The organism is Asticcacaulis currens (genome assembly GCF_028550395.1).
Lineage (GTDB): Bacteria > Pseudomonadota > Alphaproteobacteria > Caulobacterales > Caulobacteraceae > Asticcacaulis > Asticcacaulis currens.
In genome coordinates this window covers 347,281-359,028 of the sequence record NZ_JAQQKW010000001.1, presented here as the reverse complement: position 1 = coordinate 359,028, position 11,748 = coordinate 347,281, and the positions used below count along the sequence as shown (strand labels likewise).

Genomic DNA, 11,748 nt, shown 5'->3' with positions numbered 1-11,748 from the left:
GCTTGCGCCGTGGGTGGCAGACCCTTGGCTCGACATAATTGGTCCCTCACGATTAACACCTCCACGCTTGCTAATTCCTGCGGCTGGAGTAAGAGCGAAACCGATTGCTCTCCTTACAGGCAGGCTTACGTGTCTCAAGAAACCGGGTCGAAACCCACCAGCGTTGTCCGCTCCTCGCTTGTCTTTGGTGGGATGACTCTGGTCAGTCGCGTAATGGGCTTTGCCCGCGATCTGGTAATCACGGCCGTCATGGGGGCCTCGGGCAATATCGCCGCCGATGCCTACGCCACGGCGCTGACCTTCCCCAATCTGTTCCGCCGTATTTTTGCTGAAGGTGCCTTCACCGCCGCCTTCGTCCCCGCCTATTCCGCTGCGCTGGAAAAGGAAGGCCCCGAAGCCGCCGACAGGCTGGCGCGCGACGCCATGGCCACCATGACCATGATCGCCATTGTTCTGAGCGCACTGGCTATGATCTTCATGCCCCAGGTCATGGCCGTCTTTTCGCACGGCTATGCCGACGACCCTGCCAAGATGCGTCTGACGATCATCCTCACCCAAATTACCATGCCTTATTTGCCGTGCATGACCATGGTGGCGCTCCTGTCCGGGGTGCTGAATGCGCGTGGACGCTTTGCCCTGTCGGCCTTTGTGCCGACGCTTCTGAACTTGTTCATGCTGGTCTTTGTGTGGTTCGGTAAGGACCCGATACACGCCTCCTATCTGGCGGCAACCGGTGTGCTGAGTGCCGGTGTGGCTCAGGCGGCGCTGCTCGTATGGGGCTGCCGCAGGACCGGGGCGCGCATTGGCTTTGTATGGCCGAAGCTTACGACTGAGATGCGCGGCCTTCTGCTGCTGGCAGTGCCCGGTGCGCTGGCCGCCGCCGCGACGCAGATCAATGTCTTCGTTTCCTCGCTTCTGGCATCGGGCGTAAACGGGGCACGAACCTGGCTGAGCGTTGCAGACCGCCTATATCAGTTGCCGCTGGGTCTGGTTGGGGTGGCCATCGGTGTAGCCCTTTTGCCAACCCTGTCGCGGGCGGTGCAGTCAGGCGATACGCAACGTTCGCAAAACGTCATGGATGATGCCGTGCTGTTTGCCATGGCCCTGACCCTGCCGGCGGCGGCGGCGCTGATCGCCATGCCCTTCTTCCTGATCGACGGCCTTTACACGCGGGGGGAGTTCCTTGCGCACGACGCGCAGGAAACGGCCCGCGCCCTGTTGCATTACGGCTGGGGTGTGCCCGCCTTTGTGCTGGCGCGCGTGCTGACCCCGGCCTTTTTTGCGCGCAAAGACACCTACGGACCGATGAAGTTTGCCATGGTGTCAGTCGTGGTCAATCTGGCCTGTGGTCTGACACTGTTCCCGCTGATCGGCGTGGCCGGTCTGGCGATCGGCACCTCCGCGGCGGCCTGGGTCAATGTCGGCCTGATGTGGTGGACGCTGAGCCGCCGCAAAACATGGTCACTGGGCCCCAAGGCGGCGACCGGACTTTTCAAGATCATCCTGGCCGGTATATTGATGGGGGCCTTTTGCGCTCTGGCCTCTCACTATCGCGCGGTAATTGAAGGGGCCCTTCACCCCCTGTTGCATCATATGACCAAGGAAATCGCCATTGTGGGCGTTTGTCTCCTCGGACTTTTCGTTTATATCGCCCTTCTGTTCGTTACGCGGGCTGTTCGCCCGTCCGACATAAAGAAGGCCCTGCGTAAGGGGTAAGAAGGTCCATACATGCGTATTCTGTCCGGTATTCAGGCGTCCGGGTCGCTTCACCTCGGCAACTATCTCGGCGCGCTCAAAAAGTTCGCCGATATGCAGTCTCTTGAGGCCACGCGCTTTTACATGATTGCCGATCTGCACGCGATCACCGTGTGGCAGGACCCTGAAAAGCTTTTGTCCCAGACCCGCGAAATCGCTGCCTGCTACCTGGCGGCGGGCGTGGACCCGGCAAAGTCGGCCATCTTTCCGCAGTCGGCGGTACGCGCCCATACGGAGCTGGCGTGGATTTTCAACTGCGTTGCGCGTCTGGGCTGGCTTGACCGAATGACTCAGTTCAAGGATAAGGCGGGCAAGGATAAGGAACGCGCCTCAATTGGCCTCTATACCTATCCGGTCCTTCAGGCCGCCGACATCCTGCTCTATAAGGCCACCCATGTGCCGGTGGGCGAAGACCAGCGGCAGCATCTAGAGCTGACACGCGACGTGGCCAAGAAGTTCAATCACGACTATAAGGTGGACTACTTCCCCTTGCCCGACACCCTTTATCAGGGGCCAGGCGCGCGCATCATGAGCTTGCGTGACGGGCTGGCTAAGATGTCGAAGTCAGACCCTTCGGACAATTCGCGCATCAACCTGACAGACGATGCCGACACCATCGCTTCGAAGATCAAGAAGGCCAAGTCTGACGCCGAAGTTCTGCCGGCAGAGGAGACCGGTCTGTCTGAACGACCGGAAGCCAAGAATCTCGTTGGTATCTATGCAGCCTTGGCCGGAGTATCGGTGCAGGACGTGCTCAATGAGTTTGGCGGCAAGGGCTTCGGCGTATTCAAGCCCGCGCTGGCCGAGGTGGTAGTGGACAAGATGTCGCCTATCTCCGAGCGCCTGCGCGCGCTATTGAACGATCCGGCAGAGGTTGACCGGGTGCTTAAGCTCGGGGCCGAAGCGGCTGAAGCAGCGGCAGAACCGGTGGTCAGAGATGTCAAAAAGATCGTCGGCCTGTGGGGTTGAGCCAGGCCTTGCGTGAAACCAGGGCAGATCCAAATTGGGAGGAAACCGTGCGTAAGTTTATTCTTTTGTCTGTGATGGCGTTTTCGCTGGGTTCCCTGACGGCTTGTGACGGCCGCCATTCGACATCTGAGGTCAAGACCGAAATCGAGTCCAACGGTGTCACAACGGTAAAGACCAAGACAGACGAAAACGGTGTGAAGACCGAAAGCGGTCTTGAGTTATCGCACTATGCCGTGCGCGCGGCGCTCGGCCAGAATCCCAATACAGGCGGCTATGTCACCGTCCGCAATATCGGCAAGGATGATGATCGTCTGGTCTCGGTGACCTGTGATTGCGCTGAAAAGGTCGAGTTGCACACCATGAAGATGGACGGCGACAAGATGATGATGGCGCCTATGCCCGAGGGCTTTGAGATCAAGGCCGGCCAGACGCTCGAACTGAAGCCGGGCAGCAACCACATCATGTTTATAGGGCTGAAGACCCGCCCCGCAGACGGTGACACGCTTAGTCTGACGCTCAACTTCGCCAAGGCGGGGGCGGTGAAGATCGAAGCCCCCGTTTCGAATGCGCCTTTGTCGGACGCGTCCCAGCACAGTGGGCATTAAGCTTTAAATTTCGCGACAAACTCGCAAAACGCGGCCCGTACGGTGGCAACCGAATGCGGGTCGTATTTCATGAAGCCGAAGCGGTCCGCGCCTAGTTCATCAAAGGCATGGGTAGAATCGACCACGATCGTCTCCAGCGGCACGCCCTGAGCGCGCAGACGGCGCACGGCCTTTAAAGACAGGCTGAAGCGCGCCAGATGATCCTTTAGCGCAATGACCATGAGGGTTGGTACTTGCCGCCGCCACGCCTTACCCATCGAACGGGCGAGGAAGTTGACATAGGGGTACATCAGAAACAGGCCGCGCACCCGTGTCAGGGGTTCAGGGCTTGGATCGCTCAGTTGCGCTTCCCCGCGACGGGTCAGGGCTTGCGTCATCAGGTCCATGATTGCCCATGCGCCGTGGCTCCAGCCCGCCAGCAAGATGCCGTTTACCTCCGGCCGTTGCGAGAGGCCCCAAAGCAGGGCCAGCACGTCGCCGGAGCGCCTGTAGCCTCTCAGCCAAAGCCCATTGCAGGCCAGAAAAGCGGCAAGGCGCCGCTTAATGCCTCGCGGGGCATAGGAATCGACGATTACGGCCCGCAGGCCCAGAGATACGGCGTAATCAGCAAACAGGGTGATGTTTCGTCCGACACCGCCACAGCCATGAAACAGCACGACCGTCAGGCGAGGCGTCACGTCGGGCGCACCGTGCACCGTGACGTGCGGCCATAATCGTTCAAACCGCTCTTTCAGGCTGTCCATCAGCCGGCCGCGACAGCCTGTGAAGGCAGGTCCATGTTAAACACCTCACGCAGGAAGCCGATCAGGCCTTCGGTCGTGCCGTCCATCGCAGCCTGGTCATGGTGCATCGGGCCGATACCTCCGAAGCTTTCTTCGTCATAGGCATGCGTGGCGTCGAAGCTGAGCATATCGACCGGAAGACCATCAGCCTTCAGCCGCTCCAGTACCGATACGGCTCGGGCATAGGCGGTCAGATGGTCCTTGCGCGCCAGAGCGACCCGGGTGCGCGGACGGTAAATCCAGGGGTGACGCAGGCTGCGGGCCGGGAAGCTGATGTAGGGATAGACGAGGAAGAGGCCGCGCACATGGTCGATGAGAGCGGGATCGGGGTCCGCGAGCCTGGCCTCACCCGGCCTTTTGAGGGGCTCGGTCATCAGGTCCATGATCGACCAGCCCCCGTGACTCCAGCCCGATAGGACGATCTGATCTGACTGAACTTCCGAAAGGGCAGAAATGCCCTTGATGGCGGCCAGAACGTCGCCTGAACGCTCATACCCTTGCAGGGCCAGACCAGTGCAAACGAGGGTCACACCGTGGGATCTGCCCCATCCGCGGGCTTTCAGGGAGTCAACAACATAGGCACGCACCCCGACGGCGGCGGCGGCTTCGGCGTAGTGGTAGATGTGCGGGCGCACACCTCCGCACCCGTGAAACAGTATCAAGGCCGGCCGTGGTGACGCATCATTCGGTCCGAATACCTCGGTACAAGGCGACAGTCGGGCCCACCGTTCAGCCAAAGTCTCAGGCATCAAAAATCCCTCCGAAACACGTCCCCGAAGGATAGATAGCACTTGATGTGACTTTGTACATCCTTGCCTGCCTGTCCGAAAACCAGTTCCCGGGAAAGGTGATGCACAATTTGATTTTTGCTTACGCTTTCGGGTGGGGTGTGCCCGTGTCACCGAAGCAAAGGTCCCTCCCGGCTCTCGCCGGGAGGGACGTGATATCCTAGACCGTCGTCAAAGCATTCATCCGCTTTAATCAATGGCGGAATACGCGAACGCCGGTGAAGGCCATGGTCAGGCCCGCCTCGTCGGCGGCGGCGATAACATCGGCGTCCTTGATCGAACCGCCTGGCTGGATCACCGCAGTGGCACCTGCGGCGGCAGCTTCAAGAAGGCCGTCCGGAAAGGGGAAGAAGGCTTCCGAGGCACAGGCTGAACCCTTTGCCAGCGACTCGGCAAAGCCGATCTTTTCCGCCGCTTCCTGGGCGCGCAGGGCGGCAATACGTGCGGAGTCGCGCCTGTTCATCTGGCCGGCCCCAATACCCGCTGTGCGGCCGTCCTTGGCATAGACAATCGCGTTCGACTTGACGTGCTTAGCGACGGTAAAGGCAAACAACATGTCCTCGATCTCCGTCGGCGTCGGCTGACGTTTGGTGACGATTTTGAGGTCCGCGGCGCTAATGCGCGCGGTGTCGCGCGACTGCACCAGAAGGCCGCCCGCCACCGAGCGGAACACCTGACCGCCTGACAGCGGATCGGGCAGGGCACCTGTGACCAGCAGACGCAAATTCTTCTTGGCTTTGACAATCTCCAGCGCCTCCTCGTCGGCCTCGGGGGCGACGATCACTTCAGTGAAGATTTCAACGATTTTTTCCGCCGTGGCAGCGTCAAGCTTGCGGTTCAGCGCCACAATGCCCCCAAACGCTGACACATCGTCGCATTCCAGGGCGCGCTTATAGGCGGTCAGGAGGTCCGGCCCCACCGCCACCCCGCAGGGATTGGCGTGCTTGACGATGACGCAGGCCGGTTGCTCAAATTCGGCCACGAGCTCAATGGCCGCGTCCGTGTCGGCAACGTTGTTATAGCTCAGCTCCTTGCCCTGAAGCTGCTTCGCCGTAGCCACACCCGGACGGTTTTCGCCTGTCTTATAAAAGGCAGCTGACTGATGCGGATTTTCGCCATAACGCATGGTTTGTAGCCGCGTCCCGGCAACGGCCTTGTGCAAAGGATAGCTGTCGCCCAGTTGCCCGGCAAACCAGGTCGAAACGGCGCTGTCATAACCGGCGGTGCGGGCAAAGGCACGCGCGGCCAGCGATTTACGCAAAGACAGACTCGTCTGACCACTGTCTTTCAGGGCGGCGATCACTTCGTCCATGCCGGTCTTATCGACGCAGACAGCCACGTAAGGGTGATTCTTAGCCGACGAACGGATCATGGCCGGCCCGCCGATGTCGATATTTTCAATTGCCGCTTCAAAGCCACCGCCCGAAGCGACCGTCTTTTCAAAGGGGTAGAGGTCGATCCACACGATGTCGATGGGGGCGATATCGTGATCAATGAGTGCCTTGGCGTGTTCTGGCGCATCGCGATAGGCCAGAAGGCCGCCATGCACCTTCGGGTGCAGCGTCTTGACGCGACCGTCCATCATTTCCGGAAACTGCGTAAGGTCGGACACGTCCTTGACGGCGATGCCGGCCTTCTCAATCGCACCGCGCGTCCCGCCGGTCGAGATGATTTCGACACCCGCTGATACCAGAGCCTGCGCCACTTCGATCAGGCCGGTCTTGTCCGACAGAGAAATAAGCGCGCGCCTGGGCGTGACGAGGTCGGGGGCGGGCGGAAAATCAGGGGCGGCGGGCATGGGCGCATCCAGTATTTGGGGGAAAGATGCGCGCGGTTTACACAAGGGGGGCGTAAAAGAAAACCCACAATCCCCCTTCATTTGTAACGGAAAATGTGAGGTCTGGAAGTGAAACGTTTAAGTGGCTTTCGCCGCCTCGTAGCTTTTAGGCTTCTGCGGGCGAGAGCTTCCAGCGGATGCGCAGCGGCGTAGCAAGACGGACCGTGCCTCGCAGCAGAAGCGTTGTCGATTTGCGCGGCTGTCCGCGTTCAAACACGCTCGATTCTTCGATACTCACCTCGCGCGCGTCGTGCCTGAGCCACCAGCCACGTCCACCGGGGCCGCGCAGAAGGACAGAGCGCTTATCGCGCGCGAGTGAGGCCTGTACCTCCGGATGCAGCACAAAGCGCAGGGCATAGGGGGCCTGCTCCGGAAGCTCCTTCTTCGGTTCGACCGGGATCAGCTTTTCCTCTCCGCGAAGTTCGTCGCGCTGCGGATCGACATAGAGGCGGCGCTCGTGTTTGATGCCAAAGACGGGGCGCCAGCCTTCGTGTTCCATCTCGATTAGCGAGCCGGCGTCTTCGGATTCGATACGGCGGCTGCGGATGCGGTAGCGCATCCCCTCAAGCCCGAAATGCAGCAGCTCTCCAAAGCGCCCGGTGATGGGGCTGAGGATAGGCAGATCACCGAGCGTCAGGGTATTGGCAGCATTAATGATGCGGAATTCGTGGTGATCTGACTGCCCCGGTGCCCATCCAGGGGTCACAAACAGCTTGTCACGCCCGCCCGACACTTCGAAATTCATCGGGTGATCGCAGGCCGCATAGCCCATAGCGCCAAAGCGAGGCTCTCCTGTATCAACGTAGACTGACAAGGAGCGCCCGGTCAGACGCTGATAACGGCCGTGTTCGAGCGAAACCGGCAGGGAAGATGGGGCGAGAGGGCGCTTTTCTTCGTGCAGCAGGGCCGGGGCGACCTGTTCGGCCAGCAGGGATTCTGATCCCTGAAAAGCGCACAGCGATCCGTCCGGGTGCGACAGGGTACGCACAAAACGGCCGAGGCGTTCGATAGCGGTCTCGAGATAGTCGGGCAGGGCCAGGCCACGCTGGTTCAACCCATCCTCTATCAGCAGCAGATCATAGAGCAGCTCAAGTCCGGCCTGAACGCTGCGAGAGACGTGCGAGCCATCTGGCAGGATGGTGCGCTTTAGCGCCTTTGGCAGAATCTGCAGCCCTTTGCGCCGCAGACTGTCGCCCGCGCGCCCGGAAAGGACGCAGCCAACGAGCACAAGCGCTGTTGCCTTTTGCGTGTACCATGCCAGATTGCGCGGTAACCGCCAAAGATGGCGGGCCTGTTCCGCCATGGATTGCGCCAGAGTGTGGACCTCAGCCTCGGACGCATAGGCCGACAGTCGCCGCGCAAAGACGCTTAAACTGATCAGACGACGCGCAAGGACCCCCTGATCCCAGGCGAAGGGTGTCCATTTGCGGAATGTCTTGTCCCACAGGAGGAAGAGGCGCAGGCCTTCCTTGATTCCCTCCTCGCCTTGCGTGAAGAGGTGGCGTAACCAGCAGAAGCCGTGAAGCTCAATCGCGAAGGCGCGCGTGGGGGAGGGGCGGTTCCACGGATCGCCGGTTCCCTGCACGCTCATGCGAGCCCCACCCAGACTGTAACGCCCCGACATCATGGCCTTGCCTAAATGCGGATTGGGCGGGCGAATTTCGTGAGGCGCGGCGATAAAGCCTTCGATGTCGGGGCCGCGTAAGGAAAGGCGATAGCCCGGCATCCCGAAAATTTCGGCTGCGGCCTGACGGCGTGCCCACGCCCGCACGACCTTACCCCACGGTGTTCGAACCGCGGCGTGACCGGCTATGGCAATGGGCTGCTCATAGACCTGCATCGGGTCAGAGACCCTTGAGCGACTTAATATTGGCGGCATAGGCGTCCGGCCCGCCCTTGAAGACAGCCGTACCGGCGACAAGCGCTGTGGCACCGGCCGCAACGCAGGCGGCGGCGTTTTGCAGGTTTACGCCACCATCAACCTGAAGCACGGCGCTATGGCCCAGTGCGTCGAGCTTTTTGCGTACGGCTTCGATCTTGCGCAACTGGCTCTCGATAAAGCTCTGCCCGCCAAAACCCGGATTGACGCTCATCAGGAGAATCAGATCGAGGTCCTCCATGATCCACTCCAGACCGTCGAGCGGTGTCGCAGGATTGAGTACGACCCCGGCCTTGGCCCCCAGATGGCGGATCTGCTTCAACGTGCGGTGCAGATGAGGGCCCGATTCCGGGTGGACGCTCATGACATCCGCGCCGGCGGCGCGGAAGGCCTCGAGATAGGGATCGACCGGTGTCACCATCAGGTGCACGTCAAAGGTCTTTTGCGTATGCGGACGCAGACTTTTCACCACATCGGGCCCGATGGTCAGGTTGGGAACGAAATGCCCGTCCATCACATCGATATGAATCCAGTCGGCCCCGGCTGCGTCTATGGCGCGAACTTCCTCACCCAGCTTGGAGAAGTCGGAGGCCAGAATCGAAGGGCAAATCAGCGGCGTGGTCATGCAAAACTCTTAAGCGGGGTTGCGTTTCAGGTGCGCGACGAAGAAGCCGTCCTGCCCTCCCTTACGCTGATGCGGCAGCAATCTCAACCAGCCTTCGGGCGCAAATGAGGCGGCGGGTATGTCCGGGTGCTGATCAGCGCCGTGGCGGACGAGGGTGAAATCCTTGTTCCGGCGCAGGAAGGCCAGGATCTGCGTTTCGCCTTCCTCACGTTCCAGCGAACACGTGCAGTAAAGGAAGTCGCCACCGGGTTTAACGCGCGGGGCCAGTGCATCTAGCAGGCGATGCTGAACGTCCGCCAGTTTGGCGACGTCGGCGGGGCGGGTGGCCCACAAAACGTCTGGCTGACGCCGATAGGTGCCCGTGGCCGAACAGGGCGCATCGACCAGCACGACGTCGAAGGCACGCGGATCATCAAAGGTCGAGGCGTCGGCATTATGGATTTCGGCGCTCATCCCTACGCGCGCCAGATTGTCCTCGACGCGCCGCAGACGGTTTTTGGAGCGGTCGATAGCAACGGTCTGCGCGCCCCTGGCGATCAGTTGCATCGTCTTGCCGCCTGGGGCGGCGCAGACATCGAGCGCGGTCTTACCGCTGAGGTCACCCAGAAGATTGACCGGGGTGGCAGCAGCGATGTCCTGCACCCACCACTTGCCCGCCTCGTAGTCGGCCCACTGGCGCAAATCGCCACGCAGTGCCGAGCGCAGGTTGACGGGCCCCACGACCTCACCTTGCAGAGCCTCCTTAAGTGCGTCGCGCTCCGCTGGATTACGGAAGCTGAGATCGGTGGCCGGCTCTTCGGTCAGGACCGTGGCCATGCCCTCGGCATTGTCCTCGCCATAGGTCTGCACCCAGCGTTGCCACAGCCAGTCGGGGACGAGCCGCTTCGGATTGACGTCGGACAGTTTGCCCTCGCGGATGAGGCCGCGCAGAATGGCATTGATCAGACCCTTGAACGGACGGGTCTTGTTTTCACGCTCAGCGATCTTCACTGTGGTAGAAACGGCAGCGAAATCCGGCACCTGCATAAAGAAGATCTGCGCCATGCCGATGCGCAGAAGCTGGCGTACCGCTTCAGGCGGCATTTTCTGCGTCTTTTTGTGAATGACGTGATCGAGCTGCCCCAGTCGACGCAGGACCAGCAGGGACAGGGCGCGCGCGAAGGCGCGTTCTGTTTCTGACAGTTTGAGAAAATCGGGGCTCGCGGCCGCTTCGTCAAAGCCGCTACGCTTTTCCAGCGCCGCGTCAATCAGGGTTATGGCCGTCACGCGCGCCGCGATGCCGATATCGTTCTCCATGGTTTCTGCGGCGTCCGCGTTCGGACGGCTCGGGCGGGCGGAAGGGCGCGCGGTGGCGGCGCGGGCGCGTGATGGTTTGCCGGAAGTGCGGCCGGAATTTTGGGGCATGCAAACTCTCAGAAGATGCTGTGCGTTACGTCGGTATCCCCGTATTGAGCGGAGACAGTGGCCGCAAAGGGCGGCTAAGGCGCGGCTATATCAGCAAAAGTGTCGCGCCCCAACCCGCTTATGTCGTCGGCACGCTGGTCATGCCCCCACGACGATTGCCCATCCGCACACCCAGCTCCATCAAGGCCCGGACCCGATTGTCCGTGGCGGGGTGAGTCGAGAAGAGATTGTCCATCCGCTTTCCCGACAGAGGATTAATAATGAACATGTGCGCCGATGCCGGGTTACGCTCGGCTTCGTGGTTTGGAATGCCGTGGGCGTACTGCTCAATCTTGTGCAACGCACGGGCAAGGCTCTCTGGATCGCCACAAAGTTCTGCCCCGACGCGGTCGGCTTCATATTCGCGGACGCGTGAAATGGCCATCTGCACCAGCATGGCCGCCAACGGGGCGACGATGGCCATGAGGATAGCGGCAGCCGGGTTGATGCCGTCTTCATCATCATTATTCCCGCCAAAGAACATGGCGAAGTTGGCAATCGATGAAATGGCACCGGCCAGTGTCGCCGTCACCGTCATGATCAGGGTGTCGCGATTTTTCACGTGTGCAAGCTCATGGGCCATAACGCCGCGAATCTCGCTGCGGTCGAGCATGCGCAATAATCCGGTCGTTGCGGCAACGGCAGCGTTTTGCGGATTGCGTCCGGTGGCAAAGGCATTGGGCTGATCATTATGAATGATGTAGACCGCCGGCATCGGAAGTCCCGCCCGGTGACTCATTTCGGCAATATCGTCGTAATACGTACGGATCAGGCCGGTGGCGCTGGCGGGATCGACGGGTTCGGCCCGGTAGGCCTTCAAGACCATCTTATCGGAGTTCCAATAGGCAAAAGCGTTCATGGCAAGAGCAAGGCCAAGCGCGATCAGCATACCCGTAGGCCCGCCAATCGCCAGACCGATCGCGCCAAACAGCGCGGTCATACCAGCCAGTAGCATAAAGGTCTTAAACGGGTTCATGGGTAAGAAGCTCTCCTCAAAGTTAAGTAATAGGGTTGCGATGGCAGCCCTTGCAAAATACATATAAGGAAAGCGCAGACAAATTTAAG

The 11,748-nt window shown here is 60.6% G+C and carries 10 protein-coding genes; 3 read left to right on the top strand and 7 right to left on the bottom strand.

The window, feature by feature from the left end; genetic code table 11:
• Window positions 1-129 precede the first annotated feature (129 nt).
• The 3 genes from murJ to PQU94_RS01470 are packed head-to-tail and all read left to right on the top strand — an operon-like array spanning window position 130 to window position 3,329.
• Window positions 130-1,716, top strand: a complete 1,587-nt coding sequence (gene murJ / locus PQU94_RS01480; RefSeq protein ID WP_272739722.1) for a murein biosynthesis integral membrane protein MurJ — start codon at window positions 130-132, stop codon at window positions 1,714-1,716.
• A gap of 12 nt (window positions 1,717-1,728) precedes the next feature.
• Window positions 1,729-2,724: a tryptophan--tRNA ligase gene (trpS, locus tag PQU94_RS01475; protein ID WP_272739721.1), complete on the top strand. Its 996-nt coding sequence runs from the start codon at window positions 1,729-1,731 to the stop codon at window positions 2,722-2,724.
• Window positions 2,725-2,771: 47 nt separating this feature from the next.
• Window positions 2,772-3,329: a copper chaperone PCu(A)C gene (locus tag PQU94_RS01470; RefSeq protein ID WP_272739720.1), complete on the top strand. Its 558-nt coding sequence runs from the start codon at window positions 2,772-2,774 to the stop codon at window positions 3,327-3,329.
• Here PQU94_RS01470 and PQU94_RS01465 read toward each other — a convergent pair.
• From PQU94_RS01465 to htpX, 7 genes are all read right to left on the bottom strand, one after another.
• Window positions 3,326-4,072, bottom strand: a complete 747-nt coding sequence (locus PQU94_RS01465) for a dienelactone hydrolase family protein (protein WP_272739719.1) — start codon at window positions 4,070-4,072, stop codon at window positions 3,326-3,328. The two genes, PQU94_RS01470 and PQU94_RS01465, sit on opposite strands and share 4 nt — an antisense overlap.
• Complete coding sequence (locus tag PQU94_RS01460) at window positions 4,072-4,746, bottom strand: dienelactone hydrolase family protein (RefSeq protein WP_272739718.1); 675 nt, start codon at window positions 4,744-4,746, stop codon at window positions 4,072-4,074. The genes PQU94_RS01465 and PQU94_RS01460 overlap by 1 nt, the downstream gene beginning before the upstream one ends.
• Before the next feature lie 346 nt (window positions 4,747-5,092).
• Window positions 5,093-6,697 carry a bifunctional phosphoribosylaminoimidazolecarboxamide formyltransferase/IMP cyclohydrolase gene (gene purH, locus PQU94_RS01455; RefSeq protein ID WP_272739717.1) on the bottom strand — a complete coding sequence of 535 codons (1,605 nt, stop codon included), beginning with the start codon at window positions 6,695-6,697 and terminating at the stop codon, window positions 5,093-5,095.
• Between the two features lie 145 nt (window positions 6,698-6,842).
• The gene (locus tag PQU94_RS01450) at window positions 6,843-8,576 is read right to left on the bottom strand and encodes a heparinase II/III family protein (protein ID WP_272739716.1); all 1,734 of its coding nucleotides are present in this window, start codon (window positions 8,574-8,576) and stop codon (window positions 6,843-6,845) included.
• Window positions 8,577-8,580: 4 nt separating this feature from the next.
• Window positions 8,581-9,240, bottom strand: a complete 660-nt coding sequence (rpe, locus tag PQU94_RS01445) for a ribulose-phosphate 3-epimerase (protein WP_272739715.1) — start codon at window positions 9,238-9,240, stop codon at window positions 8,581-8,583.
• A gap of 9 nt (window positions 9,241-9,249) precedes the next feature.
• Complete coding sequence (locus PQU94_RS01440) at window positions 9,250-10,644, bottom strand: RsmB/NOP family class I SAM-dependent RNA methyltransferase (RefSeq protein WP_272739714.1); 1,395 nt, start codon at window positions 10,642-10,644, stop codon at window positions 9,250-9,252.
• A gap of 118 nt (window positions 10,645-10,762) precedes the next feature.
• Window positions 10,763-11,659, bottom strand: a complete 897-nt coding sequence (gene htpX / locus PQU94_RS01435) for a zinc metalloprotease HtpX (RefSeq protein ID WP_272739713.1) — start codon at window positions 11,657-11,659, stop codon at window positions 10,763-10,765.
• Window positions 11,660-11,748: the final 89 nt, after the last annotated feature.